Origin of the sequence: Weissella sp. LMG 11983 (assembly GCF_025908495.1) — a bacterium.
Classification (GTDB): Bacteria; Bacillota; Bacilli; order Lactobacillales; family Lactobacillaceae; genus Weissella; species Weissella fermenti.
This window is the reverse complement of sequence record NZ_JAOZFD010000002.1, coordinates 51,246-77,055: the sequence shown is the minus strand read 5'-3', so window position 1 is coordinate 77,055 and position 25,810 is coordinate 51,246. Positions and strand designations below refer to the sequence as shown.

29 protein-coding genes are annotated in these 25,810 nt (G+C 43.0%); 4 read left to right on the top strand and 25 right to left on the bottom strand.

Annotation, left to right across the window (positions count from 1 at the left end):
- From OIT45_RS09930 to tagD, 20 genes are all read right to left on the bottom strand, one after another.
- Complete coding sequence (locus tag OIT45_RS09930; RefSeq protein ID WP_199404261.1) at nucleotides 1-774, bottom strand: DUF4422 domain-containing protein; 774 nt, start codon at nucleotides 772-774, stop codon at nucleotides 1-3.
- Nucleotides 774-2,156: a hypothetical protein gene (locus OIT45_RS09925; protein WP_199404262.1), complete on the bottom strand. Its 1,383-nt coding sequence runs from the start codon at nucleotides 2,154-2,156 to the stop codon at nucleotides 774-776. Before OIT45_RS09925 ends, OIT45_RS09930 begins: the two co-directional genes overlap by 1 nt.
- 24 nt (nucleotides 2,157-2,180) lie before the next feature.
- A complete protein-coding gene (locus tag OIT45_RS09920) occupies nucleotides 2,181-2,807 on the bottom strand; it encodes a YveK family protein (RefSeq protein ID WP_199404263.1) in 627 nt (208 codons plus the stop codon).
- A 158-nt stretch (nucleotides 2,808-2,965) separates the two neighbouring features.
- On the bottom strand, nucleotides 2,966-3,442 hold the full coding sequence (locus tag OIT45_RS09915; RefSeq protein ID WP_199404264.1) for a hypothetical protein: 477 nt from the start codon (nucleotides 3,440-3,442) through the stop codon (nucleotides 2,966-2,968).
- Nucleotides 3,443-3,482: 40 nt separating this feature from the next.
- A complete protein-coding gene (locus OIT45_RS09910) occupies nucleotides 3,483-5,132 on the bottom strand; it encodes a GH25 family lysozyme (protein WP_199404265.1) in 1,650 nt (549 codons plus the stop codon).
- Nucleotides 5,133-5,350: 218 nt separating this feature from the next.
- Nucleotides 5,351-5,980, bottom strand: coding sequence for a sugar transferase (locus tag OIT45_RS09905; RefSeq protein WP_135412118.1), 630 nt, complete (start codon nucleotides 5,978-5,980; stop codon nucleotides 5,351-5,353).
- A 13-nt stretch (nucleotides 5,981-5,993) separates the two neighbouring features.
- The gene (map, locus tag OIT45_RS09900; protein ID WP_135412120.1) at nucleotides 5,994-6,776 is read right to left on the bottom strand and encodes a type I methionyl aminopeptidase; all 783 of its coding nucleotides are present in this window, start codon (nucleotides 6,774-6,776) and stop codon (nucleotides 5,994-5,996) included.
- 162 nt (nucleotides 6,777-6,938) lie between these two features.
- Entirely contained in the window at nucleotides 6,939-7,877 is a 939-nt protein-coding gene (locus OIT45_RS09895) for a hypothetical protein (RefSeq protein WP_264340049.1), read from the bottom strand.
- Entirely contained in the window at nucleotides 7,804-8,469 is a 666-nt protein-coding gene (locus OIT45_RS09890; protein WP_264340048.1) for a hypothetical protein, read from the bottom strand. Before OIT45_RS09890 ends, OIT45_RS09895 begins: the two co-directional genes overlap by 74 nt.
- 159 nt (nucleotides 8,470-8,628) lie before the next feature.
- Nucleotides 8,629-9,474, bottom strand: coding sequence for a hypothetical protein (locus OIT45_RS09885; RefSeq protein ID WP_199404267.1), 846 nt, complete (start codon nucleotides 9,472-9,474; stop codon nucleotides 8,629-8,631).
- A gap of 250 nt (nucleotides 9,475-9,724) precedes the next feature.
- Entirely contained in the window at nucleotides 9,725-11,089 is a 1,365-nt protein-coding gene (locus OIT45_RS09880) for a hypothetical protein (protein WP_199404268.1), read from the bottom strand.
- A gap of 10 nt (nucleotides 11,090-11,099) precedes the next feature.
- Entirely contained in the window at nucleotides 11,100-11,741 is a 642-nt protein-coding gene (locus tag OIT45_RS09875) for a hypothetical protein (RefSeq protein ID WP_199404269.1), read from the bottom strand.
- A 19-nt stretch (nucleotides 11,742-11,760) separates the two neighbouring features.
- A complete protein-coding gene (locus tag OIT45_RS09870; RefSeq protein ID WP_264340047.1) occupies nucleotides 11,761-12,894 on the bottom strand; it encodes a CDP-glycerol glycerophosphotransferase family protein in 1,134 nt (377 codons plus the stop codon).
- A gap of 31 nt (nucleotides 12,895-12,925) precedes the next feature.
- Complete coding sequence (locus tag OIT45_RS09865) at nucleotides 12,926-13,948, bottom strand: zinc-binding dehydrogenase (RefSeq protein WP_199404271.1); 1,023 nt, start codon at nucleotides 13,946-13,948, stop codon at nucleotides 12,926-12,928.
- Nucleotides 13,941-14,648: a 2-C-methyl-D-erythritol 4-phosphate cytidylyltransferase gene (locus tag OIT45_RS09860; protein WP_264330154.1), complete on the bottom strand. Its 708-nt coding sequence runs from the start codon at nucleotides 14,646-14,648 to the stop codon at nucleotides 13,941-13,943. The genes OIT45_RS09865 and OIT45_RS09860 overlap by 8 nt, the downstream gene beginning before the upstream one ends.
- Nucleotides 14,649-14,674: 26 nt before the next feature.
- The gene (locus tag OIT45_RS09855) at nucleotides 14,675-15,481 is read right to left on the bottom strand and encodes an ABC transporter permease (RefSeq protein WP_199404273.1); all 807 of its coding nucleotides are present in this window, start codon (nucleotides 15,479-15,481) and stop codon (nucleotides 14,675-14,677) included.
- 1 nt (nucleotide 15,482) lies between these two features.
- Nucleotides 15,483-16,580 carry an ABC transporter ATP-binding protein gene (locus tag OIT45_RS09850; protein ID WP_199404274.1) on the bottom strand — a complete coding sequence of 366 codons (1,098 nt, stop codon included), beginning with the start codon at nucleotides 16,578-16,580 and terminating at the stop codon, nucleotides 15,483-15,485.
- Nucleotides 16,573-16,983: a hypothetical protein gene (locus tag OIT45_RS09845; RefSeq protein WP_199404275.1), complete on the bottom strand. Its 411-nt coding sequence runs from the start codon at nucleotides 16,981-16,983 to the stop codon at nucleotides 16,573-16,575. Before OIT45_RS09845 ends, OIT45_RS09850 begins: the two co-directional genes overlap by 8 nt.
- Nucleotides 16,983-17,381, bottom strand: a complete 399-nt coding sequence (locus OIT45_RS09840; protein ID WP_199404276.1) for a LicD family protein — start codon at nucleotides 17,379-17,381, stop codon at nucleotides 16,983-16,985. Before OIT45_RS09840 ends, OIT45_RS09845 begins: the two co-directional genes overlap by 1 nt.
- On the bottom strand, nucleotides 17,381-17,803 hold the full coding sequence (gene tagD / locus OIT45_RS09835; protein WP_199404277.1) for a glycerol-3-phosphate cytidylyltransferase: 423 nt from the start codon (nucleotides 17,801-17,803) through the stop codon (nucleotides 17,381-17,383). Before tagD ends, OIT45_RS09840 begins: the two co-directional genes overlap by 1 nt.
- Nucleotides 17,804-18,086: 283 nt before the next feature.
- On the opposite strand from tagD, the gene OIT45_RS09830 reads away from it, so the two are divergent.
- Together OIT45_RS09830 and OIT45_RS09825 are read left to right on the top strand one after the other, a co-directional pair.
- The gene (locus OIT45_RS09830) at nucleotides 18,087-18,347 is read left to right on the top strand and encodes a transposase (protein ID WP_264329950.1); all 261 of its coding nucleotides are present in this window, start codon (nucleotides 18,087-18,089) and stop codon (nucleotides 18,345-18,347) included.
- Nucleotides 18,348-18,349: 2 nt separating this feature from the next.
- Nucleotides 18,350-19,177, top strand: a complete 828-nt coding sequence (locus OIT45_RS09825; RefSeq protein WP_264340046.1) for an IS3 family transposase — start codon at nucleotides 18,350-18,352, stop codon at nucleotides 19,175-19,177.
- A 206-nt stretch (nucleotides 19,178-19,383) separates the two neighbouring features.
- Here OIT45_RS09825 and OIT45_RS09820 read toward each other — a convergent pair whose 3' ends face one another.
- The 3 genes from OIT45_RS09820 to OIT45_RS09810 all read right to left on the bottom strand — a co-directional run bounded on the left by OIT45_RS09820 (nucleotide 19,384) and on the right by OIT45_RS09810 (nucleotide 22,159).
- Nucleotides 19,384-20,472, bottom strand: a complete 1,089-nt coding sequence (locus OIT45_RS09820) for an SIR2 family protein (protein ID WP_199405056.1) — start codon at nucleotides 20,470-20,472, stop codon at nucleotides 19,384-19,386.
- 545 nt (nucleotides 20,473-21,017) lie between these two features.
- The gene (locus tag OIT45_RS09815) at nucleotides 21,018-21,896 is read right to left on the bottom strand and encodes an IS3 family transposase (RefSeq protein ID WP_264340045.1); all 879 of its coding nucleotides are present in this window, start codon (nucleotides 21,894-21,896) and stop codon (nucleotides 21,018-21,020) included.
- A gap of 2 nt (nucleotides 21,897-21,898) precedes the next feature.
- Entirely contained in the window at nucleotides 21,899-22,159 is a 261-nt protein-coding gene (locus OIT45_RS09810) for a transposase (protein WP_264329950.1), read from the bottom strand.
- 127 nt (nucleotides 22,160-22,286) lie between these two features.
- Here OIT45_RS09810 and OIT45_RS09805 point away from each other — a divergent pair, with 127 nt between their 5' ends.
- On the top strand, nucleotides 22,287-22,853 hold the full coding sequence (locus OIT45_RS09805) for a transposase (protein ID WP_264340044.1): 567 nt from the start codon (nucleotides 22,287-22,289) through the stop codon (nucleotides 22,851-22,853).
- A gap of 20 nt (nucleotides 22,854-22,873) precedes the next feature.
- Nucleotides 22,874-23,776: an IS3 family transposase gene (locus tag OIT45_RS09800; RefSeq protein WP_264330023.1), complete on the top strand. Its 903-nt coding sequence runs from the start codon at nucleotides 22,874-22,876 to the stop codon at nucleotides 23,774-23,776.
- Between the two features lie 64 nt (nucleotides 23,777-23,840).
- Here the strand turns inward: OIT45_RS09800 and OIT45_RS09795 are convergent, their stop codons facing one another.
- Together OIT45_RS09795 and OIT45_RS09790 are read right to left on the bottom strand one after the other, a co-directional pair.
- Nucleotides 23,841-25,130: an O-antigen ligase family protein gene (locus OIT45_RS09795; protein WP_199403640.1), complete on the bottom strand. Its 1,290-nt coding sequence runs from the start codon at nucleotides 25,128-25,130 to the stop codon at nucleotides 23,841-23,843.
- Between the two features lie 3 nt (nucleotides 25,131-25,133).
- A complete protein-coding gene (locus OIT45_RS09790) occupies nucleotides 25,134-25,745 on the bottom strand; it encodes a hypothetical protein (RefSeq protein WP_199403641.1) in 612 nt (203 codons plus the stop codon).
- Nucleotides 25,746-25,810: the final 65 nt, after the last annotated feature.

Here is a 25,810-nt window from a genome sequence, read left to right as displayed (position 1 = left end):
TTAGAAGTGAACCTTACGTTCGCCATTCTTGATAAACTTACGCTTCAAGAATTGAGTTCCCTTATCCAACCAGTTTGTCTTTTCAGTTGTCACCACTGGGTACTCCTTAACACGCAAGCTTTGTGTGTTAACCCAAGTGTCCATCAAACGTTCAGCCAAGAAACCTAGTGAACGGCGATCTTGCCCTTCGTACTTGGCAACGTCGATGCGTTCATCAACCTTACCCAATACATCAAACAAGAAATCCGTGTATGCCTGGAACTTATCTTGACGCATCACACTCATGTTAAACAAGTGCGCCTTCGTTGACTTACCCAACGCATCGAATGCTGGTACATAGTCTGGATAGAACTCTTCCAACACTTCACGCATTGCATAATAAGGCTCGTTAATGTGAGCATTCAAGTAGTGCTTTTCTTGCGTTTCGATAAAGTAGTTACGTGGCTTTGGCAACAAAATATCAACCTCTGCCAACCCCTTACGAATATCATCTTCAGACAAGATATCAGCCAAATCGTGACTCGCCTTACGTCCTAAATAACGACGGTAGTGAGCCAACCCAAGGATATCCTCATCTTGCAAGTTGTACTTAGCCCAATACAAGGCTGTCAACTCATTGTAAAAACCATTCTTATCAGACATATTTTGACCAGTGTTGTCAGGCGTGTATCCATCAATTACCTTGTCATGCAAGGCGGCACCCACCATTACTGGTAAATAAATCTCTGATGTTGGCATTTGATATGGCTTGTGGGCCGCAATCAAAATCTTCATTACTGTAGTACTCCATTATTCAAATCATCTTCTGCCATGTGGATAACACGCCAATAGAAGAATCCCATTAGCATCATTGGCCATCCTGTTGCATTGGCTGGTGTAATAGAAGCCACAACGATTACCAAGAACACAGCAACGAAGAATGACTTCACCGTGACACGATAAAACATCGTCTTAAAATCAGCACCTGATCCCAAGCGCTTCAATACGAATGCCGCACGCTTTAGCAAACCAGCTAATAGCCAGAATGCCATCAAGACAAACACCAACCCAAAACGGGTCAACCAACCCAGCATATCATTCAAAATTGGGTACGCCGTCTTCTTATAAACGTAAATATATTCCAAATTATCCTTAGACCACTTTGGCAAGAACTCATTAATGTAGTGGCTTTCAAAACCAAAACCAACACCCAAAATTGGGTGGTGCAACCAAGCTTGCAGCAAACCGATTGTTCCGCCGAGACGATTGTCCGTCCCACTCTTTTCGAACAACCACGTGTTCAATTGGTGGGTTACCGGCGGTACAAATTGATAAGCCAAAGCGACCAGTACCAAAAAGGCAACGGCTGCTGAACCAAACCAAATCTTTTGGGTCTTTGGTGCTGAAACTAAAAAGATTAATCCAAGCAACCCAATCAACAAGAAACCAGTTGTTGTCTTGGCCAACATCATCACGACTAAGATGAAGGCGATTAAGCCCCATCCAAGCCAGTAAAGCCACCGCTTGTTGCGGAAGTTCTTGATTGGCTCTTGCACCAGCATAATTAATGCTGGTGAGAAGCCCATCCCCAACAGCAAAGCCAAGAATGATGCTTCTGGCTCAAAGCCGTTCAAACGGTGCAAAGTCGTCACATATGACCCATCGTCATAAAAGTCACGATCTTGCCAGTGACGTTCGAACAGCTTTGCTAAGCCATTGACGTAGAAGTCCAACTGATGGAACCCACCCATGACCAACATCTGTGGCAAAACAATCAAAACCAAGTAAACAACTAAGGCAATCAAACCTGACTTAGCGAACTTAACGGCATCATCAAAGTTTTGCAATGACATCTTTTGAATCGTGTACGCCACCCAGATTACCAGCAACATCGTCATAAAGGCGACTAAACCGTGAATCAGGCCGTAAACCTGTACAGACTCACCTATCTTTAAATACTCCCAGCCCATCAATGCGAGCTGAACTACAATAAAAGCACCCCAAATACGTAGAGTGCTTTTCTTTGGCAAAACTGTCTCCAACTGAGTTGGTTGCAGATATAGCTTCACCAAAATGAACAAGCCGAAAAGTGGCAAGGCCAATTGGGCAGAGCTATCAAAGAGATAGTATGTGTAAGTCTTTGGTAATAGTGCGATTGGTAATAACCAAGAAACCATCACCATACCCCTTTCTATACTCGCTTAGGCAGTTGCCTTCATATTCTTATAGATTCCCGTAAAGAATGCCAATACAATACCGATTAGCAAACCAGCAGCAGCGCCGAAGACCAACGCCTTCTTTGATGAACCACCTGGTGTCGTCACAGCAACAGCCTTCTTAGGCGCTGAGAACAACACTGGTTCTGGCATAGCTGACAACTTTTCAGGTGCAACCGTCTTAAAGGCGTTTGCATAAGCGTTAACGTACTTAACAGCCTTCTTGCTTGTGTTAGCATCGGCGCGAACAGTCATCAACAACGTGTCCTTCTTAGGAGAAACACGAACTGCATCAGTCAAAGCTGCTGGCTTAATCTTGATGCCATCGGCCTTTAGGTCTGCAACGGCTGCATTAACAACTGCATCATCCTTTGCCAATTGCGCGTATGAATGCAACAACCATGAATCCGCCATCACACGAGAGTTAGGATCCTTTGCGTCAGTGTTGTTCTTGCCAATGTACATTTGACGGGTCGCCTCGTACGTTGTCGTCGCAACCTTGTTCGTCAAAACGAACATCGCTGCACCACCAACAATTCCTAAGACAATAATCCACCAGGCATTGCGCAACATGTGCTTGAACAATGCGCCTACGGTAAATTGATTTTCCATGATATCTACCTCAATACATATTTAAAAATTAAATCCGTTTTCAAGTATACCGTAATAAAGGCCGGATTTACAGCCTATATCGTGTTTTTACGAGATTAACCCAAACTTAAAATCCCATAGAAAAAGGATTGCAATAATCTGCAATCCTTTCTTAATCATTATTGATTAAAGCTTTGCTTATACACTTCGTAAACTGACATATTTTGTGCTTGACCAATCTTAATCAATTGTTGCACGTCCCCATCACCCAACGTTGTGTCGTCCACACCGTTTTCTTTCAATTCAGCACGTGCTTGCGTGACTGTCTTGGCAGTGATAGTTTCACCAGCATCAGTGCGGTTTGGGTTAGCCCAATCGCTGTTAGCATCTGCTTGTGCTTGCGCTGATGAACTTGATTCAGCCGGTGCCGTTTCAGAAACGGCTGGTGCTGAAGAAGATTCAGGTGCAACCTCACTTGAGCTTGATGAAGAAGATGATGACGAAGACGAACTTGAAGATTCACTCGACGTTTCCTTCTTTGCAACTGATGAAGATGACTCCTTCTCAGGTGCGCTCTTGTGCGTCATAACAGCGGCAGTCACCCCACCACCTACTACGACTAACACAGCGATAATGCTGATAATAATCTTTTTCATGTCGAAACCTCCTATGGTATCAAACCCCTATGCCTTTATTTTAGCGTAGGTAGAACGTTCCGTCAGTACCAAAGTTATATGTTTGGCCATTGATGTTAACGTTTGAGCCTTGAACCGTACGGCCGTCAGCACCAACGTAGTACTTGTGTCCCCATTGCTCAACCCATTGGTTCTCTTGACGAACACCGTTTTGGAAGAAGTAGTAAGCACCGTAGTACATACGGAAACCAGTAAACTTCGCACCGTTTTCGAACCAGTACCAACCGGTACCGTCATTTTGGTAACCAGAGTATGGTGACAACGTACCGTCAACACCGGCACGGTACTTCACGTCAACACCACCTTCACTACCAGTCGTCACGACTTGGTTCTTACGCATATTGTAAGTCCCGTCGTTTCCGAAGTAGTATTGCTTACCTTCAAGCGTACGCAATCCTTGCACGGCACGTCCTTGGTTATCCGTCCAGTAAGTTAGACCCCAAGCTTGACGCCAACCTTCGTTTTGACGGACACCATCAATGAACCAGTAGTACGTTCCCATATAGTAGCGGAAGCCAGTGTACAATTGACCATTCTCGTACCAACGGTAACCACCGTTGTATTGAGAACCGTCATAGTGGTAACCAGAGTTAGGCGTTAATGAACCATCAGCGGCTGCACGGTAATCAACGTTATCAACCTTCACGATTTGGTTCGTACGTAAGTTGAATGTGCCGTCGTTTCCGAAGAAGTACTTCTTGCCATCGATCGTGCGAACACCATCGTACGCACGTCCATCTGAACCTACGTAGTACGTGTTACCCCATTGTGAAACCCATTGGTTTTCTTGGCGAACACCTTGCTTGAAGTAGTAGTACGTTCCCATGTAGAAACGGAAACCAGTGTACTTCACACCGTTTTCAAACCAGTACCAGTTACCATCCTTGTCTTGCAAGTAACCAGTCATGGCACTGCTTGACAACTTACCTGAGTAATCCTTTGAAACGTCAAAGAATCCGTTCACGCCTGGGAACTTAGTAGCTGAATTCCATTGCCATGCGCCATAATTTGTGTACCACAAGTTGTTCTTATTTGGTGCAAATGGGTATGACGCCATCCAAACACGGTCGTTACCGTAACTTGAAACGTTCAAACCAGTTGCGCTCATATATGAAGGATACGTGTACAACATTTGATTGTTGTAGCCATTAGCTGACAATTGATCCTTAAATGCATTGGCGTTGGTCGTTGATCCACTACCACTCGTTGACGAGTCTTCCAAATCATCAACCATCAACGTTGACTTTGACAAGCCCAAAGCCGCTACTTGCTTGGCAAAGTAGTTAGCTTCTGACTTCGCACCGCTTGCGTTTGAGAAACGTGAATAGTGATAAACACCCACGGCCAAACCAGCAGCTTGTGCATTCTTAATTTGCGTTGAAGCGTATGGGTTTACGTAATTCGTACCTTCTGACACCTTGACGATGACAGCCTTAACGCCATACTTCTTCATTGTGTTGTAGGCACTGACTGACAAGTTTCCTTGATATGATGCCACGTCGACAACGTCCATCGCTGGGACAGTTGAATCACCAGCTGTAATCGTTGGGATACCATCCGCCGCAAAGGCAGATGAGAATGGCACCAAAGATACACCACTCACGGCAACTGTCGCAGCTGCAGCCCCAAATAGAACCTTCTTAAAGTTCATAATTTCCTCCCTAATCGTTCTGACTCTCCCGTTTTATAAGTCCAAAGTCAATACTAACCGACATCAGTTTCATTCTTGTTACAGACAGCTCTTAACCGTCTTACGAAACTTTAAACAAGATTGGTTTATTGTTTGAATTTTTTATATCTGCAAAAAAACGTATAGAAACGCGCTACTAAACACAAAATGACGACTCGAATCTCGAAGTCGTCATTTTACTACATTGCACCGTCACCCTTGAAGATGGCGAGTACTGTCATAAACAAAATTTTAAAATCAAACCACAGGTTAGCATGCTCGACGTACGAAATTTCAAGGTCGGCACGCTCTGGGTATTGAATATCACTACGACCACTTGCTTGCCACAAGCCCATCGCGCCAGGCTTTACTGACAAAAATTCATCAACGCGATCGCCGTATTCCACCAACTCGCGTTCAACAACTGGACGTGGTCCGATAATACTCATGTTCCCAATCAAGATGTTAATGAACTGTGGTAACTCGTCCAAAGATGTCTTACGAATAAACGCACCAAACTTGGTGATACGTGGATCTTCTTCGGTTGGTAGCTTATAGCCATTCTCAACGAACTTAGCATATAAGTCCTTATCAGCGTATAGCTTCTCTTCAGCGTTCACCACCATTGAACGGAACTTGTAAATACCAAACTCCTCGTGGTTTTGCCCGATACGACGTTGCTGATAGAAAACTGGTCCTTTGTTATCGCCAAACAAGTAGAACAAAGAAATAACCAAAAAGATTGGTGAGAAAATCACCAATGCAAACAACGCAGTTGAAATATCCAAAAAACGCTTGGCGAATAAATAACTCTTACTTTGCTTCGTCATAAGCGCTCCTTTATTACAAGTACTTGGCATCGAATTCTGGGTCTTGACTCGTCAAAATCTTTGGTCCGTCATTAGTAATGGCAATCGTGTGCTCATATTGCGCTGACCATGAACCGTCTTCAGTCGTTACAGTCCAACCATCTTCTTCTGACGTGTCAACCTTCCAACCACCAACGTTAACCATTGGCTCGATTGTAATCGTCATACCAGGCTTCAAACGCAAACCGTGACCGGCAACACCGTATGCTGGTACCGCTGGCTCCTCGTGCATCGTTGGTTGGATACCGTGACCGATGTACTCGCGTACGTTTCCGAAACCATTTTCGTCAGTAACGTACGCATCGATAGCTGCACCGATATCACCAATACGGTTACCAACCACCGCTTGGTCGATTCCCAAGTACAACGCCTTCAACGTCACATCCATCAAACGCTTGATTTCAGGTGACACCTCACCAACGGCGTATGTCCAAGCTGAGTCTGAATAGTAACCATCAAGATCAACAACCGTATCAACCTTAACCAAGTCGCCATCCTTCAAAATCAATCCCTTACGAGGGAACCCGTGGGCAACTTCATTGTTAACTGAAACAGTCGTCGCAAATTCGAAGCCTTCAAAACCGATTTGAGCAGCGCGTGCGCCGTGGTCTTCAATGTACTTACGACCAAATTCTTCAATTTCCCAAGTAGAAATACCTGGCTTGATAATGTCGCGCAAACCCTTGTGCATGCCGGCAATGATGGCACCTGACGCCTTCATACCCTCAATTTCACGATCTGACTTAATAGTAATCATCTTGATTTCCTTCTTTAATTCGTAAATATCAAATTTATCCTGAATGTCTTCAGAATTACACATAATGATAGTATAGCGCAATTTTTGCTTTATTGCAGTGTTTTCAAAAATGCGCCATGACTCATCAAAAAAAGGCCACATTTTAAATGTGACCATCATTCATTATTTTCGTTCAAGCAATGCCATTTGGATGTGGTCGCCACTTTGTTCAGTCGGTGCATATGAGGCAGCAACCTTGACTAAACGATAGTTCTGCAAAACTTGAGGTGAAATATGACTCAAAATATCACGGCGACTACTCAAATCTGCGGGCTTTGCCCCACCCCAATTCAAACTGTACGCAATAAAATCAGGCTTGGCATTATTAATGGCATCTGCCAAACCGTTGGCTTGATCAGGGAACTTGTTACCGGGAATATTTGTTTGCTCAAAGAATTTAAACTTGCCAGCAACGTCAACGTTTGCATAGCGTTCAACACCGTCATCAATAAAATTTGCGTAAATTAATGATTTGTGACCTGGTTGATGACTAATGTAATCCCCAAGCACCTTAGAAGCGTTGACCTGCTTGGTCCAGATATATGGTTCCTTGCCAACAAACGGATTCACTACAGCAACAGAAAGTGTCACCAAGGCAACGGCAGGCATTGAAATTGACCGTTTCTCAAGCGCTAGTCCTGCACCTTGCAAAATCAATAACATTAACAAGGCAACAATCACCAAAAATGAATAATCATCAAAACGACCAACACCGTAAGTGATTATGAATGCCACGGCAGAAGCTACAAGAACCATCGTTGACAATCGGTCGAACTTCTTACGATCTATCAATGCAAGAACCGCTACAACTGCGATAATAAGTAACACTGCGTAGGACTCCCAAAGTCCTGAACCTGCTGCTTTGAAATAGTCTAGTCGCTGACTGAGCGTCACAGTTTCACTGTAAGCCTTCATGTTAGTAACAAAATAGACGTTGATAAACGCCCTTGCATCTCCTAAGAAGTGCAAAATCGTCAGCACGGCCCCATTAATAATGGCGAACACACCAAGCGCCGTCCCACCAAACAGCAACAGTTTCTTGAAATCGGCGAGCAATCCCAACCAATCCGACGACCAGTGTTACACCAATCAATGCACCGAGCAATGTGTACTTAATCAAGAACACTGCCGCGATGGCCAATCCGAAGCCAACGCCCAAGCGTATGATTTGCGGTGTTCGTGCCTCATCTAGGAACCGATAAGCCATCAAAATTCCCAGCAGCGTCCAGAACGTTGCAAACTCTTCAGGTGATCCCCCGTATTCAAAAGCTCGGCTTAGCACAAAGGTCGCAACAAGGAACGTTGCCAACGCTTTATTCATAATCGGATTTGCAACTTTGTTTAGTAACTTAGTCACCACTACCCAAATCCCAATTAAATTCAAAACTTCGACGAAGAACAATCCGATATAACCATGTTCACTAATCAAATTAGCCACAAAGAAGTAGAAAAACATCAACGGTCCACGTTGCTCAAAAACATCGCGGTATGGCATATAGCCATGCGTCCATGCACGTCCCACTTCAAGCATGGCGTTTGTATCCACCCAAACATTTCCTTTACTCAACGGACTGGCATACAACGCAAATAGCGCCACCGACACAATTATCCCTATCCATAAGATGTTGGCTTTTACCTTCTCAACAAACCTCATTTATAACCCTTCCCCGACATGTAACGAAACATGTCAACTTTATTACACATTTATTAAATGTAGCAAAAGTAAGTAATCTGTGCAACGGAATAAGGGGAATTCTGCCCCATAAAAAACAAAAAAGCTGGAATCAAATCGATTCCAGCTTCTGAAAGTTAATTAACCATTACGCGATGGACGGTAACCCGCGTTACGTGCATCTTGTTCCGTTTCGAACCATTGCACAACATCTGTCGTCTTATCATACCAACGGCCACCAGGTACGTGGTAGATACCGTTGCGTGAGCCCTTAATAAGTCCTTGACCACGGTTGTTCGTAGGTGCAGCCGGTGCCTCTCGTTGATAGAACGTACCATTGTCACCGAAGTAATAGTTTGCACCACCAATGTTTTGCCACCCTTGAACCGATCGACCATCGCTACCAACATAATAGCGATTACCCCATTCAGAAACCCAAGCATTTTCCTTACGCCAACCATCAGTAAAGTAATAGTAGGCACCCATGTAGTTACGGAAGCCTGTATAAGTGTAACCATTGTTATACCAGCGCCAGCCTTGGCCGAGGTTCAAATAACCATTCGAACCACCACGCATGTAGTACGTGCCGTTGCTACCAAAGTAATATGCTCGGCCGTTTACCAAGTAGTCACCTTGCACGGCGCGACCACTATTATCAGTCCAGTACGTGTAACCCCAAGCATAACGCCAGCCTGCATTTTGACGAACGCCGTTAACGAACCAATAGTACGTGCCCATGTAAAAACGGAATCCAGTATACGGGTTTCCGTTTTCAAACCAACGATACCCACCATTTTCAGATGACCCATCATACAAGTACCCGCTCTGGTGTCTTAAACTGATTTCGTTGACCAAGCGATCGTGTGTGCTCAAAGTTTGGTACGGCGTCGTACCTTGATCGGCATTAACTGCTATTGGATTGCCCAGTCCAAAAAGCAATCCGAAGGCCATTGCCAACCCAGCTAGCGATGCAAATTTCTTAGACATATAAATACTCCTATCGACTTAATACAATTATCATATCATCTGATTATTTTAGGTCATAATCCAAATTTGCAATAAAAAAACAAAAAAACTGAAACCAACTCAATTCCAGTCTCAAAAAATAATTCCCCCTTCTTCGCTACCTAGACAATTCAAATGCTAAGTTAAGATGACATCTGTGATTACAATTTGGTTATCACAAGAAAAAACGGATAACACTGTCTTCATGTTACCCGTTCAACAATAAATATATTTAGTTTGACTCTTCCGCCAAGTGAATCACACGCCAGTAGAAGAAATACATCAATAACATTGGCCATGAAAATGCATTGATTTGCGTAATGCATGAAACAATCAACGTTAGCGGCACCATAATCGTGAATGATCGCAATGCAATACGATAGTAACTCGCGACAGGGCGCTCATCTTGCAAGATGTTTTGGTAAGCGCGCACTGCACGAACTACCAAACCACCTAGCAACCACAATCCTGACAAAACAACCACAGCACCATAACGCGCCAGCCACCCCAACATATCATTCAAAACTGGATAGGCCATCTTGCTGTAGACATTGATGTACTCGCTGTTGTGCTTACTCCACTCTGGCAAGTATTGTTCAATGAAGTACCCTTCATTACCGAAACCAACACCTAAGAATGGATGTGACAAGAATGTCTTTGCCAAGCCGATCGTGCCACCCAAACGGTTGTCAGTACCCGATTTATTAAAAATCCAACGATCCAACAAGTCGTGAACAAATGGCACCACCATATAAGCAGCAATTACAGCAACCACACCGGCTGCCATAATTGATAACCAAATCTTGCGGTGCTTACGTGGTGCTGAAATCACCGTAAAGAATCCAAGTAACGCCAACATCATATACCCACTTGAAGCCCGAACACTCAAAAAGACAAATGTGAGCAACACCATCAAAAACCACGTCATGTACTGCAATTGGCGACCAATTCGCAAGCGGCGCAAGATTGGTTCGTGAACGATACCAATCAAGACAGGTGAAAAGACCAGCCCCAGCAACATAACCAAGAACGGCGCTTCTGGTTCAAAACCATTCACGCGGTTAATCGTAGCGACGTAACTACCATCGTCGTACCAGCTACGATCCGCCCAATGACGTTCAAACAGACCAGCCAAGGCGTTTGTCCACCCTGTAAACGGCAAGTGTAGCGTTACCAACAACTGTGGTACGACCACAAACACCAAGTAAACTGCTAGTGTCACAACCAATGATCGAATGAACTTTTCAACGTCGATTCCATCACGGATAAACACTTTTTGAACTGCGTAGGCAGCCCAGATAATAATCAACAGTTGAACAAAGGCCATCCACCCGTGAAGCAATCCATATGTGTGGATGCTTTCATTGTGTCGAATAACTTGCCAACCAAACAGAATAAATTGGATGCCAGCCATGGCACCCCAGATTTGCAACGTACGTCGTTCCGGTACTAATTCGTTAACTAAGGCTGGTTGTAAGTAAAGCTTTACCAACACAAAGATTAAGAATATCGGAAAAGCAATCTGTGCCATGTTTTCAAAGAAGAAATTCGTAAACGTCTTTGGAAACATTGCAACAGGTAATAACCAGTTAACCATACGCCACCTTTTATGCTTGTTGACGGCGCATGTTACCAGCGATCCCTGTAAACATCGCTAGAATGACACCAAGTCCCAAACCAGCAGCACCACCGTAAATGGCAGCTTTCTTGTTAGACAATTTCTCGCCATCAGTATTCGCAGCTCCTTGAATTGCTCGCATCAAGCGTGGTGTAGGCATACCAGGGACAACCTTTGGTCCATTAGCGGCAAAGGCATCTGCATAGTTGTTAGCAATTGCGATGGCTTCCTTTTCGTCATCATTCAAAACGTGAACACGGACAATCAAAGTACCCTTCTTTTGCTCCAACACAATGCTCTCACGTACCTCAGCAACCGTCACTTTTTTAAATCCTGCTTTGTGCAGACGCTGTACAGCATCTGCAGCAATCGTCATATCTTGTTGAACCGCAATATACGTCTTAATTGCGTTCAAATCTGACTTCAATGATGATTCTGGATCTTGTGACTTATTGTAATTTGCATGTCCGATGTACATCAAACGAGATGCGGACCATTCTGTCGAAGACCCTGACTGGCGATTAGCCATAAACATCACACCGGCGCCAATTAGTGCCACGATGATAATCCACCAGGCATTCTTCAATAGATGACGGACCAAGCCGCCCAAAGTATTTTCCTGCTTCCCCATAACTAAATGCTCCCCATTTTTAATTTGCTAAAATCTCGTGTAGCTTAGCTAGTGAAACCGTTAAATCATGTGGGTTATAACGGTCTGCCAAACGAACTACACGTTCAGTATCATAATTTTCGTAATCATCCAGCATATCGGCTAATGACGCCTCTGAGTGGGCAACTGGTAAATCAAGATCTTCAAAGTTTATATACAAGCCACGTTTAGTCTTGTACTCCTTCACGTCCGGTTGAAAAAGATAAATTGGACGGTGCAGTGGCGCATAATCAAATAGCATACTTGAATAATCAGTAATCATAAAGTCCGCCACTGCCATCAGCTTATTAAGAGACAACTTATCTGCAACAATGAAATCATCTGACGGACGCATATGATTGAAGTAATGTTCGCGATATAACACCGTAAACTTATCTGACAGCTGCGCTAAAAACTCTTCTGAACAACCTGTTTGTTGCACTGTTTCGTAACCACGGAAAGTCGGTACATAAAGCATGATTGGCTTATGGCCCTTGATGCCAAGTTGGCGTTTTAACTTTTCTTTCTTTCGCTTTACTTCACGTTCAAGCGTTTGCTTACGAAGTTGTCCCACTTGACAATAATTCTTCGTCCGTGGGAAAATGCGCTTCATCTTTTCAGTGTCATAGCTGCCATAAGTGAACAAGTAATCAAATTGCACTTTCTTATACCAGTTACGAACCAACGGTGACAACCCCGCTTCATCCAGTCCCAGTTTCTTCATGGGCACGCCATGCCAAAATTGGATGTATACATTTCGCGGATGTGAAAACGGAATCAATCGGTCAATCGTTGAGTTAGCAATCCAGTACTTTGACTTCAATAGGTGATAGAAGTACAACGGCGTGTTCGCCCGTACGATATGATCAACATCAGCATTAACAAAGTCATCCGGATTATTAAACGACCAGACAAATTTGTAATCCGCAAACGCTGGATCCTTACGAAGCTGCAAGTATGCTTCCTTTGGCGAATCAGAGTACTGACGACCGCTATATGAAATGAACAAAATTTGTTTTTTATTAGGTCGTACAAAAATTTGTAAGAACTTAATCCACGACAAAACAATCACGTAGTACATCAACCCAAAAGCAGTCGATTTTTTGATCCTGTTTTTAATTTTCTGTACTAGCATGAAACAACCTCACTCTTCTCTACTATTTTCTCTAGATATGCCAACGCATAATTGTCTTGCCCCAAGACATGTTCAAATCAGAATCAAATGCTTCGATAATGTCGCATACTTCACGCACATCGCGTACGTTTTGGACCAACAGTTCCAAACGCTCTTGCGCCTCTGGATTATTAGCTACCAACTCAATGGCATCTTTAAAATCTTGAACAGTTGAACGCGTTGTACCAACCAACGCAATTCCCTTTTCCAAAACCATACGAGTATTAATGGCTACTGGGTGCTCTGATACGCCAGACAAAACAACTGATCCGCATGGTTGAATCAAGTCGATAATTTGATTAATGGCATCTTCAGAGCCACGTCCACCAACCGCCTCAATTGCATGGTTAACAACAACATCTTCCGGCACATCATTAATCAAATAAGTATCAGCAAACGTGATGTAATCCAACTTTTCAGCGTGCTTTCCAAAAACCGTAATCTTACAGTCTGGAAACATCACGTGCGCTACCACAGCTGTCATATAAGCAACGTTTCCGTCACCCCAGATGCCAATCGTACCTTCTTGTGACATCATGCTACCTTGCAAACGACGCACAGCTTGAACGGCAACTGAGACAACTTCAAAATAAGCAGCCATTTCAGGATTGATATGAGCTGGAATCTCTACCAAACGTTCGGGTTCGATATCGACGTATTCTCGCATAAAGCCGTCTTCAGTCGAAGACGCAAACGTTGAAGAACGCAGATAATTTTCTGTTACCTTCTCGTGCTTTTCTTTAGCGTGAGTTGGTACCATAGCTACCAAAGCGCCAGTCTTAAACGTACCAGTTTGATCACAAACAACCACACCAACTGCTTCGTGAATCAGAGCAAGTGGTAAACGCTCAGCCAAAACTTTAGCATCCCGAAGACCAAGATAGTATCGTTCGTCGGCACGGCAAATCGCTAAATTTAGTGGTCGAACAATGACTGCACCCTTAGACAAGTCGATTTGTGAAGTCACACGTTCAATTTGCTTGATGCCCGTCAAACGATACACATTATTAAACATCCATACTCTCCCGTGCGAGAATATCTGCAACACGTAAATCGAACGGACGCGTTACCTTGATGTTACTTTCCTCACCTTGTACAATGCCGACTTCGTAACCAGCCAACAACATAACCTTAGCTAAATCGCTCAATGACATGCGTTGCTCTTCTGACATTTGGTTGTAGAAGTCACGGAAGGCTGCAACATTTACAGTTTGTGGTGTTTGCCCTTGGTACATCTCATCACGGACTGGAATGTCAGTAATAACGCCGTCGTTGGCACGTACAATCGTATCGGTTGCGCCAACTACCGTATCAACGGCCTTAAAGTCCGCTGACGCTGCAATATTGTCTGCAATGATGCGAGCGGTGATAAATGGACGCACTGCATCGTGCATCACCAAAGTGTGCTCGTCTATTGCACCGTAATTTTCTTCAATGTAGTTGATTGCAGCCATTACAGTGTCATTACGTTCAGCACCGCCTTCAATCACAACGACGCGTTCGTCCGAAATGTACTTGGCAACCAAATCTTTTGTGTATTGCACCCACTTAGGATGTGATGACACGATAATTTTTTCGAAGTCAGACGTTAACGTGAACTTCTCTAGCGTGTGAATAATAATTGGCTTACCAGCCAAGTTCAAAAATTGTTTTGGGCGTTCAGTGTTACCCATACGCTTACCGGTACCACCGGCCATAACTTGCGCAAAAATCATATTTTCTCTCCAAAAATTCTCTTATCTTATAACATATCGACGAAGCGTTCACGGAAACGCAAATGTACAATCGATCCAACCAGCAACATAAAGAACGTCAACAACCAGAAGAAAACAACATTCGATGAGTTTTCAAAAAACCAAACGTTATAGAGCAATGCGTCGCGGAATGATTCAATCACATAATAGAACGGGAACATCTTAATAATCTTTACTAGGACGAATGGCAATCCCTTCGCATCCAAGTTAATGATGACTCCCGAAGTGAAAAACAATAGGCGGAACAACGCATTCATCGCTTGTTTATAATCCGGCACCATGACGGCCAACGTCGAGTTAATCAAGTTGTGCGCCAATACAGTGGCGAACATTGCGACAAAGCTGTAAATAACGCCAAGCCATGTGACTGCAGGTACCCTTCCGAAAGCCAACAACACCAGAATCGTCAATGTTGCCATTACTAGGAAACGACGTAGTTCCTGTAGCATAGGCATAACAGGCGCCACGCTCACTGGAAACTTTGTCTTGGTTAACAAACCCAGTTGTGACGAGATACTGGTTAGACCTTTATTGAATGAGCCTTGAATAAAATACCAAGGTACAATTCCGACAAGCAACCATAAGATATAAGGCGTGCCTTCAACCGAACCGTTATACATACCAAGGCCAAAAACAATGAAGTATGTCGTAATATACAAAAGTGGCTCCAAATAATCCCATACTGATCCGAGATAATTATCAGCAAATCTTGATTGAACATTAAACGCAGCTATGCGACGAATAATAGGCAAGTTTGTCCAAATTTCTTTTAAGACTTGAATCAGGCTTTTCATATTACTTCGCCCCCTTATGCTTTTCGTCTAATTCATGCAACTTATCTGGCGCCCAATTCGTAATCATGGATGTTGGATTTTGCATGATATTACGCATACCAAGGTTCAATGCGATTTTATCCGCAACAAACAGCATTGCTAAAATCACAAATACAATTAGGAACTTGTCAAACTTTGACCACACTGCGACATTTTGCTTAGTGTGCACAGATTTGTAGATAGCTGTCGCTTCCTCATCGCTTGGTTCACGGCCACTCTTACGTGCCTCACGAAGTTCACCCGTGTAAATGTCGTCAAGTGAAAATTCTTCTTGCTCGGCACGCTTTTCACGACGATAGTCCGCTTGTTCTTTGGCGTTCATACCTTTAAATTCATTGACGAACTTATCGTATTCATCCATGACAGCTTTCGTCTCCCCAAACATTCGAAGCTCACCGTAATGCATCCACAAAACTCGGTCAGCCATTTCGCGAACCTGACCAAGTGAGTGAGAAACGAAGAAAATCGTTTTCCCTTGCTTTTGGAAATCCTTAATCTTATTCAATGACTTCCGATTAAATGTCGCGTCCCCAACTGACAAGGCCTCATCAACAATCAAAATATCTGGATTCGTATGCACTGAAATTGAAAATCCGAGTTTCGATTTCATTCCTGATGAATACGTTTTAACCGGCTGATCAATAAACTTACCAAGCTCTGAAAACGCGATGATGTCGTCCATCTTTTCGTTAATCTCAGCATCGGTCATCCCCATCATCAAACCTTTAAGTCTGATATTTTGACGGCCCGAAATATTTCCTCGCAGTCCAGCATTAATTGCAATCAATGACGTTTCACCATTGATATCGATAGTTCCTGAAGTCGGTGGCACAATCCCAGCCACCATCTTCATTAACGTTGACTTACCAGAACCGTTAGTTCCGACAACGGCAATTGTTTCACCCTCGTAGGCTTCGAAGCTCACACCGCGAACGGCCCAAAACATCGGAAAATTTGTTTTGAAGAATACACTCTTCGCTTTGTCAATTTTTGTAGGTGCTGTTTCATATTGCTTTGTCACATATGAAACACTGACCTTTGTCTTTCGTGTTTCAACCATTCTCTTTTTCTCCATCCCATTCGAAGAAAGTTGCGTGTTGCCCAAGTTGTTTCACTGGGGTACGCCAATCTCCAAAAATTTGCGTCAGGTACTGATCAACATTGCCGACGATTGCCACCTCAGCGTTTTCAAATTGAGCGATTTGCCACATCTCCCAATTTTCACGGGCGAAAAACTCTTTTCTCCCATGCATACCGTTTATAACGCCTAACTGCGTCCCGTTAACGTCACTCACCCGCTTAGCCAAATTCGCTTGTGCTAACGCCCATTTATGCGCATCAGTATGCTTGAGTACCGGCCAAAGAATCCGTTTTACAGTTTTTAACTTTGCATCATCCGGCAGAACGCCTGTTGAACGTGCTATGTTGCGCACGATGTTCAAACCTTTTTGAGTTGCGAACATCAATCGGCTTGAAAATTTTGCTGTATCAATGGCATCAATCCGAATATATCGATGAATACACCATGATTAATGGTGTAGTATGCAGATTCAGCCTCGGAAGGCACGTACACTAACCTTGCGTACGGAACCCAGCTGTCGTAATCAAACTCAGTCATTAGCCTAACTTGATTATCTGAAGACACAAATTCATCTATAAATCGATCGTAGTCTTGCCGCATCAAACCCAGGTCCATATCGTCATCCCAACCAAGCTGTTGACCTTCCCGTACAGCACCCAGCAATGTGCCACCCAACAAATACACAGGCACATTTTTAACCGCTAACTGTGCCATTAGCTGACCAAGCATTGTGTGTTGAATTCGTTGAACTGATTCAATTGTTAGTGCTCGCTTGTTCATTACCCGTTCACTTTAACCTTCTTCATATCAACTTCTTGTAAATCTTTCTTAATTTGCGTTGTTGATATGGCGGGGGTCCTTTCTAGATAAACAACTTCAACCCCTGTTTTTTCAGTCAGGTAATCAAACTTACCTTCCCAGTCGTTACCTATAACAAAGGTAACCACATCGTTGTCTTTGATATCGTTAATCTTTTGTGCCCAATTTACTTCTGGGATAACCTCATCCACGTAACGAATTGCTTGTAACAAAGCTTTCCGTTCGGAATATGGAAAATAACTCGTTTTCTCTTTTTCGCGATTAAACTCATCTGTAGATAGCCCCACAATTAAGTAATCACCCATTTCACGTGCACGGCGCAGCAAATTAATGTGCCCATAATGCAGGAGATCAAACGTGCCATATGTAATGACTTTTTTCATGTCACACCGACCTCTTTCTCTTTTTCTGCTATTACTAATAGCAAATGAATACAAAACCCTACTCAGTACTGTTTCTATACTTGATTATTCTAACTAAAGATGACAGCCTGTTTTGGTGCTATTTGTGAATATTTTGTGATTAACGAAAAAGAAGTGCACCCTGCTGGGTACACTTCTTCACGCAGTAATGTATATCTTTGTTTGGTTCGATATGCTCTTATGATGAGATTCCGGACTAGTTTTTCTAGTTTGGTAAAATATCATCATAGGAGTATTTTTATTTATGGTTACACGTTATGAAGAGGACTTTAAAAAGTCCATCGTGGAGATGGTTAAAGCGGGCCGTCGGCCCGATGAATTATCCAAGGAATACGGTCCTTCAGCCGATTTAATTCGGAATTGGGTCAAAAAATATGCGCCTGTAGAAGTGAATGGCGAATCAATATCAGCTGATGAATTGAAGAAGTTGCGTAAGGAAAACGCAATTTTGAAAGAAGAGCTCGAAATTTTAAAACGTGCGGCGGTGTTGCTGGCAAAACATTAGTTTTGCGCGGTAGAAGTGTTGTTTTACCAATTATCCACAAAAATTTGGTACAGGGGCACCGCATCACACGCGTTCTGAGTGCTTTGAAAATTCCAATGTCCACTTACTCTGACTGGATCCATTGGGAGCCGAGCGCACAAGAAACACAACACAACAAATTGAGAATTGCCGTCGAATCAATTTACACAGCCAATAAAGGCATTTATGGTTATCGACGAATTGCTAAAACCATGCGCGACTTATTCAAACTAGCAATCAGCGACCGCTTTGTATGGCAATTGATGAGTGAAGCTGGCTTGAAATCGCGTATGCAAAAGCGATATAACAAGCCTACAACAGTCAATGACAAAGATCAGATGCCAAATCTCATTATCAATCTGGATGACCTAAGTGGCGTAATTACAACTGACATTACGTATATCCAGTTGACCGATAAGACATGGGTTTACATGGCTAGTGCATATGATCCGGAAGACCGTAAGGTGCTGTCGTATCGAATCGCAGATACGATGACAGCTCAACTAGCAACCTCAGTAATCGTTAAGGCGCTAAGACGAGGTGAAAAACCACTGTATGTGCATAGCGATATGGGAAGCCAGTATACCAGCGAATTGTTTGAAAATACACTGGAGTCCATAGGTATTAGGCACTCTTACTCCCGTAAAGGGCACCCTTACGATAATGCCCGCATCGAAAGTTTTCACTCGTTACTCAAGAGGGAGCTGATCTACCAACAGGATTTCGAGAGTATCGCTGATGTGCAAGCCGCTGTTGGATGGTACGTCAACTGGTATAACAACAATCGTATATCACTCCGTGATGCCGCCTAGACCAATTTCTAGATGACATAAACGCGATTATACAAATTTGCCTATACACCGGCGTTTACAAGCACTGACTTTGTGAAGTCCAAAAATCACTCTGACAAGTGCTTATTTGCTATACCCTCAGACTTGTGAAATTCAACAAAATCCAAACTAGACCACCGTAACTCCATAGCCTCCGGCAGGCACAGGGGCAAAACCCCTGGACCCCATTAAAAAATGACCCAAAATCTGTACGAAATCAGGTCATTTTGAAAAATTTTCGTGGTACGAGCCCTAGCGGGCTCTAAAAAGAGGTCCGGAGTCTTGACATCAGAGCCATACTCATTAAATTCCTCGTCAGTACTATGTAGCTTAATAACAGACTCTGCAAGAGTCGCATCATTGTTTGTGACAAAAACTTTATTAATTAACCAATCCAAAAAAAGAGGTAAATCTTCAAATTTTGTGCCATACCAAATCACTTTAACCTTGTGGTTATGCATATACATTTCCGACTTAAGCTTAAGAAGACTCAACACTACAGGATCATCAATATCTCCATCTTCCACTCGCATTAACGCGTAATTAGTTTGAACTTTAGAAAATATGTTCAACACTTCCGGCTCTTGCAACCCCGACCCAACAGTTAAAGTTGTTGTAATTCTAGCACCCAGTTCTTTCTTAAACGACTCTAGCCCATCGTTAGGCTGTAGATACATAGTCTCGTAACTCTTAGTTGAATTAACAAAATTTTCAGGTTTGCTATCTGGGCTACCATGTATATGCATAACATCAGGAATTTTATCGCCTACAGAAAATTTACCTAAATCTCGAATTGTTCTTTGCACTTTAGCATCATTAATATTACTTAAGTGTTTTTCAATTTGTGAATCATAATTAGTAGTAATAAACTTCGCGTGAACACGAATCAGTTTTTGTATTACTTCATTTTCAGGTATTAAAGGTTGCATCTTTGAAAAATACATTTGTTCAAATTGAAGCATTTTTTCATCAGCCCCTAAGTCCCTAATCAATTGATGAACGTAATCTATTTTTCTTTTATTATTTTCGTCAGATTTTTTTATCATATCTAACATCAATAAATACTTATTCTCTACCTCGTCAGATATGTCTTCCAAATGAAATTTCCAATACTCAATCAAATCGTTAGTATATTTATCCCAGCTCGGCATCCTCTGTACCATCGACACACCCGCCCCTAGAACGTAGGCAAATTGACCGTTAGCTGCTGATGAACTGATCATATCAATTAGACCTTCTAATTCAGAATGCAAATTTAATTTTTCCCAAACTTCCATATCGCTCCCCAAATCCGATTATCCATAATATCTATTTTAGTAAATTATACCTTCAAAACGGTTAAGGAATAACCGATCATTTTCCAATGACAGTTTCGTTGCTTTTAACTGCTTAAACATCGAATATTTGAATCATGGTTTAAATAAAAGAGCATCGCGCTATCGCTGCTATAGTCCCCTAGAGGTTGACGGAAGAAATAATATAAATTTCTTCCGTCAACTTCTAGGGGATTTTTCTATGTCTAGATCAAAATATTCACCTAAAGAGAAATTGAAGATGATTGAATCGTATCAAAAGTGGCTCTGATGTCAAGACTCCGGACCTCTTTTTAGAGCCCGCTAGGGCTCGTACCACGAAAATTTTTCAAAATGACCTGATTTCGTACAGATTTTGGGTCATTTTTTAATGGGGTCCAGGGGTTTTGCCCCTGTGCCTGCCGGAGGCTATGGAGTTACGGTGGTCTAGTTTGGATTTTGTTGAATTTCACAAGTCTGAGGGTATAGCAAATAAGCACTTGTCAGAGTGATTTTTGGACTTCACAAAGTCAGTGCTTGTAAACGCCGGTGTATAGGCAAATTTGTATAATCGCGTTTATGTCATCTAGAAATTTGTCTAGGCGACGATTGTTGTTATACCAGTTGACGTACCATCCAACAGCGGCTTGCACATCAGCGATACTCTCGAAATCCTGTTGGTAGATCAGCTCCCTCTTGAGTAACGAGTGAAAACTTTCGATGCGGGCATTATCGTAAGGGTGCCCTTTACGGGAGTAAGAGTGCCTAATACCTATGGACTCCAGTGTATTTTCAAACAATTCGCTGGTATACTGGCTTCCCATATCGCTATGCACATACAGTGGTTTTTCACCTCGTCTTAGCGCCTTAACGATTACTGAGGTTGCTAGTTGAGCTGTCATCGTATCTGCGATTCGATACGACAGCACCTTACGGTCTTCCGGATCATATGCACTAGCCATGTAAACCCATGTCTTATCGGTCAACTGGATATACGTAATGTCAGTTGTAATTACGCCACTTAGGTCATCCAGATTGATAATGAGATTTGGCATCTGATCTTTGTCATTGACTGTTGTAGGCTTGTTATATCGCTTTTGCATACGCGATTTCAAGCCAGCTTCACTCATCAATTGCCATACAAAGCGGTCGCTGATTGCTAGTTTGAATAAGTCGCGCATGGTTTTAGCAATTCGTCGATAACCATAAATGCCTTTATTGGCTGTGTAAATTGATTCGACGGCAATTCTCAATTTGTTGTGTTGTATTTCTTGTGCGCTCGGCTCCCAATGGATCCAGTCAGAGTAAGTGGACATTGGAATTTTCAAAGCACTCAGAACGCGTGTGATGCGGTGCCCCTGTACCAAATTTTTGTGGATAATTGGTAAAACAACACTTCTACCGCGCAAAACTAATGTTTTGCCAGCAACACCGCCGCACGTTTTAAAATTTCGAGCTCTTCTTTCAAAATTGCGTTTTCCTTACGCAACTTCTTCAATTCATCAGCTGATATTGATTCGCCATTCACTTCTACAGGCGCATATTTTTTGACCCAATTCCGAATTAAATCGGCTGAAGGACCGTATTCCTTGGATAATTCATCGGGCCGACGGCCCGCTTTAACCATCTCCACGATGGACTTTTTAAAGTCCTCTTCATAACGTGTAACCATAAATAAAAATACTCCTATGATGATATTTTACCAAACTAGAAAAACTAGTCCGGAATCTCATCATAAGAGCAAGTCTTCTTTATCTATGAGAGCCTTCGCTTTATCGAATAATGTCGGGCTGAATGCATTGCATAACTGGTTGCGGTTATACGCTAATTTCGGTATGGAGGGGCTTAGCGAATTACAAGATAATCAAAAATATTCTAAGGAATTTAAGCGTAAAGTTGTGCAAGCTTACTTGTCTGGTGAAGGAACATTACGAGAATTGACACGACGATTCAAACTACGTAGTGATAGTCAAATATCTGATTGGGTTTCAAAGTATAATGGGAATCAAGAACTGCGTTCTTCAGGCGCAGGTACAAGGAGAGTTACCATGGCATCACGCAAGACAACATTCGAAGAGCGAGTTGAAATCGCAACATACGCAATCGAACACGACCGCAACTTCACCCATAGTTCAGAGGAGTTTAAAGTAAGCTACCAACAAGTCCGCTCATGGGTATTGAAGGTTGAAGCTGGTGGATTCGAAGCGTTGCGTGATGGCCGTGGTCGAAAGAAGACAGCAGACGAGTTATCAGAAATGGATAAGCTCGTTCTTGAGAATAAGCGTCTAAAGGCTGAGTTAAAGGCCCAACAGATGAAGTTAGACCTAGCAAAAAAATTACAAGAGATTCTAAGCAAAGGCAGGTAACTGTAAACCGGGTCGCTAACGTGCTGTTGTACGAAGCAATGCATGCACTTCATGAGGAAAATCCAGCGGCATATCCTATTTATCAATTAGCCGAGGCCGCCGAAGTATCTAAGCAAGCGTATTATAAGTGGCTTAGGCGGTCTGAAACGGCGAATGATCAACTAAACCAACTCGTGATGGAGAAAATCAGAGGCCTTGATGAAGCTCATAAGCACAACCTCGGGGTAAAGCGAATGACGATGTACATCAATCTTGATGAAGAAATTTCTCAACGTATCAACCACAAACGCGTTCGTCGTTTGATGCATATCGCCGGTATCCGTGCGGATATCCGAGAGAAGAAGCACAACCATATTAAGACAAATGAAATGTACATCACTGATAACGTGATGAATCAGGACTTTACTGCCTTAGCGCCTAATCAGAAGTGGGCAACTGATATGACTGAATTGCGCTACGGCGCAAACCTAGAACACACACTTAAACTTTCAGCCGTGATTGATTTATACGGTACGTACGTTCTTTCATTTAACGTAAGCGAAACAGAAACTTCAGCTGCAGCTGTCCAAACTTTTCAGCGCGCATATCGAATTAGCGGGCATCCACGACATGTTTTAGTGCATTCAGATCGTGGCGCAGCGTATACTTCTGGTGCTTTCAAAAACTATCTAAGGCGACACAACGCTCATCGCAGTATGTCTCGCCCGGGAACACCATACGACAACGCCATCATGGAGAAGTTTTGGAATGACTTCAAAGTCGAATGGTGGGATAAGCAACACAGTTTCACATTCAAGGAAGCAGTTAAGGCAATCAAAGCAGGAATTGATTACTTCAACTTGATTCGACGTTCGGAAACTATAAATGGCCATACCCCGGAAGAATTCCGGAATATGGCCATTTACGGCGGTGCGAGCGCCTAGTTAAATTTTATATTATTTCCACCGTCAACTTGACGGGGCCTAGTACACGCAATGCTCTTTATCATCATTTACTTTTCAAACACATAAACCAAGCCATCATTATCGGCCACGCAAACACAGAGAACGTAAACATCGACGTCACTATCGCCAGCACCACGAAATACATGTATGCCCAACTAGCAGAATTTTGGTTTTGCCAAGCAACTTTAAATCGGTGAACAACAACATACAGCATCGGCAAGACCAGAACTAGCCCAAACCGTGCAAACCAACCCAGAAATCCAGATAGGATTGGATAGCCGTAAACTGCATAGACATTTTGGTATTCAAGATTTGCTTTCGACCAACTCGGTACGTTTTCTACTATATATGGTGACTCAAATCCGTAACCGACACCAAACAAAGGATGTTGCATAACGGTTTTCAATAGACCAAGCGTACCTCCAAGTCGATTTTCGGTACCATGTTTTGCAAATAAAAATCTCGTAAACATTTCGTGGACACCTGGTACGAATTGATATAACCCATATCCAATACCGAATCCTGAAACTACAATAATCAGTAACGTCACTCGTTGCATCCCCAAACCAGTGACTAGCATCAACAAAACACTCACAAACACTAACAACATCCCCGTCGTAGTTTTAGCAGCCAACAGCACTAGCCACGCATTAATCAACGTCACCCATAAAAGCAACGTGTTCGTCACACCCGGTCGTCGCCAGATGATCAATGATTGTCTAACTCCCATCATAAAGATAGGTAGAAACACCACGCCAATCAAAATAGCTAGAAACGGGGCTTCCGGTTCAAACCCATTTAGTCTCATTTGAGTCGTGACATAACTACCGGCTTGATAGAAATCATCACGGCCAATCCAATGACGTTCAAACAGGTGCGCCAGTCCATTCACGTAGCCAATCGTCTCCGTTCGACCAATCATCACCCAGAATTGTGGTATCAGCACCATAATGAAGTAAGTCCAAAAAGCGGCATATGCACCACGGACAATCGGCATAAAACTTTGTCCACTCAACTGCACCGTTGCCCACGCCAGCCAAACAACAATCAACAACTCCACTAGTCCAATTAATCCGTGAATCATGCCCGCTGTCGTTGTATCAATACCAACCTCATTGTATGAAATTAACACTCTAACTGCTTGAATAAGGAAAACTGCCACGCCAATCATCAACGCACGATTACTCGGCACAATTTCTTGCCACCGCCCTTTAATCGCCTGAACAAACACATAACTACCAAACACAATCATCGGTAACTGTGTAAAAACATCTAGCCACCAATAAGAATGCGTTTTGGGAAACAGAATTACAAAAAACAACCAAAATGCCATAGACTAGCCCTGCACACGTGAGGTTCTAGTCCGACGTTGTTGGCAGGTTTCACGTAGTACGCGACGCCAGAACATGAACAACGCCCCGAACGCTGCACCGATCGTGCCACCATATACCAGAACTTTCTTTGTCTCATACAGCGCCACATTTTCAGCTTCAGATGGTCGCGTGGCTGACAACAATTCTGGTTGTGGCATGTCCGCCATCAACGTTGGTGCAACTTCCGCAAAAACCTCAACATACGTGTTTGTTAAACTTGCTGCTAACTCCGCTGTTTCTGCTTTTGCTGACAAATCCACAATCAACGTATTTAAATCTTGTTCAAACGTCACCATTTCACGCAATTGTTGTCGTGATAGATGTGCCCCACGTTTCGCTAGGCGCCCTTGCACTTCATCAACAATTTTCGAATCCTTCGCTGCTTTTAGATACGACTTAATCAGCAAGCTATCCGCGTTAAATCGACCAATATCTCCAGTTGTTTGTTTATTACCAATATACATCTGTCGTGTCGCCACATAGCTATCCGGCACATTACGCGTTGCCAGCCATAGTCCAGCTGCACCAATGGCAGCACACACCGCTATACAAACGCCCCACTTTATCATCCCCATTGTCTCTTTCTCCCCTACATTCACTGACAAACTGTCATTATTTAAAATAACCCTTCGCCACTGTA

Bases quoted from the DNA above. Each gene is read 5' to 3' on its own strand.
- OIT45_RS09930 (WP_199404261.1), bottom strand. From the start codon at position 774: ATGAAGATTTTGATTGCGGCCCACAAGCCATATCAAATGCCAACATCA.
- OIT45_RS09925 (WP_199404262.1), bottom strand. From the start codon at position 2,156: ATGGTTTCTTGGTTATTACCAATCGCACTATTACCAAAGACTTACACA.
- OIT45_RS09920 (WP_199404263.1), bottom strand. From the start codon at position 2,807: ATGGAAAATCAATTTACCGTAGGCGCATTGTTCAAGCACATGTTGCGC.
- OIT45_RS09915 (WP_199404264.1), bottom strand. From the start codon at position 3,442: ATGAAAAAGATTATTATCAGCATTATCGCTGTGTTAGTCGTAGTAGGT.
- OIT45_RS09910 (WP_199404265.1), bottom strand. From the start codon at position 5,132: ATGAACTTTAAGAAGGTTCTATTTGGGGCTGCAGCTGCGACAGTTGCC.
- OIT45_RS09905 (WP_135412118.1), bottom strand. From the start codon at position 5,980: ATGACGAAGCAAAGTAAGAGTTATTTATTCGCCAAGCGTTTTTTGGAT.
- map (WP_135412120.1), bottom strand. From the start codon at position 6,776: ATGATTACTATTAAGTCAGATCGTGAAATTGAGGGTATGAAGGCGTCA.
- OIT45_RS09890 (WP_264340048.1), bottom strand. From the start codon at position 8,469: ATGAGGTTTGTTGAGAAGGTAAAAGCCAACATCTTATGGATAGGGATA.
- OIT45_RS09885 (WP_199404267.1), bottom strand. From the start codon at position 9,474: ATGTCTAAGAAATTTGCATCGCTAGCTGGGTTGGCAATGGCCTTCGGA.
- OIT45_RS09880 (WP_199404268.1), bottom strand. From the start codon at position 11,089: ATGGTTAACTGGTTATTACCTGTTGCAATGTTTCCAAAGACGTTTACG.
- OIT45_RS09875 (WP_199404269.1), bottom strand. From the start codon at position 11,741: ATGGGGAAGCAGGAAAATACTTTGGGCGGCTTGGTCCGTCATCTATTG.
- OIT45_RS09870 (WP_264340047.1), bottom strand. From the start codon at position 12,894: ATGCTAGTACAGAAAATTAAAAACAGGATCAAAAAATCGACTGCTTTT.
- OIT45_RS09865 (WP_199404271.1), bottom strand. From the start codon at position 13,948: ATGTTTAATAATGTGTATCGTTTGACGGGCATCAAGCAAATTGAACGT.
- OIT45_RS09860 (WP_264330154.1), bottom strand. From the start codon at position 14,648: ATGATTTTTGCGCAAGTTATGGCCGGTGGTACCGGTAAGCGTATGGGT.
- OIT45_RS09855 (WP_199404273.1), bottom strand. From the start codon at position 15,481: ATGAAAAGCCTGATTCAAGTCTTAAAAGAAATTTGGACAAACTTGCCT.
- OIT45_RS09850 (WP_199404274.1), bottom strand. From the start codon at position 16,580: ATGGTTGAAACACGAAAGACAAAGGTCAGTGTTTCATATGTGACAAAG.
- OIT45_RS09845 (WP_199404275.1), bottom strand. From the start codon at position 16,983: ATGTTCGCAACTCAAAAAGGTTTGAACATCGTGCGCAACATAGCACGT.
- OIT45_RS09840 (WP_199404276.1), bottom strand. From the start codon at position 17,381: ATGAACAAGCGAGCACTAACAATTGAATCAGTTCAACGAATTCAACAC.
- tagD (WP_199404277.1), bottom strand. From the start codon at position 17,803: ATGAAAAAAGTCATTACATATGGCACGTTTGATCTCCTGCATTATGGG.
- OIT45_RS09830 (WP_264329950.1), top strand. From the start codon at position 18,087: ATGGTTACACGTTATGAAGAGGACTTTAAAAAGTCCATCGTGGAGATG.
- OIT45_RS09820 (WP_199405056.1), bottom strand. From the start codon at position 20,472: ATGGAAGTTTGGGAAAAATTAAATTTGCATTCTGAATTAGAAGGTCTA.
- OIT45_RS09810 (WP_264329950.1), bottom strand. From the start codon at position 22,159: ATGGTTACACGTTATGAAGAGGACTTTAAAAAGTCCATCGTGGAGATG.
- OIT45_RS09795 (WP_199403640.1), bottom strand. From the start codon at position 25,130: ATGGCATTTTGGTTGTTTTTTGTAATTCTGTTTCCCAAAACGCATTCT.
- OIT45_RS09790 (WP_199403641.1), bottom strand. From the start codon at position 25,745: ATGGGGATGATAAAGTGGGGCGTTTGTATAGCGGTGTGTGCTGCCATT.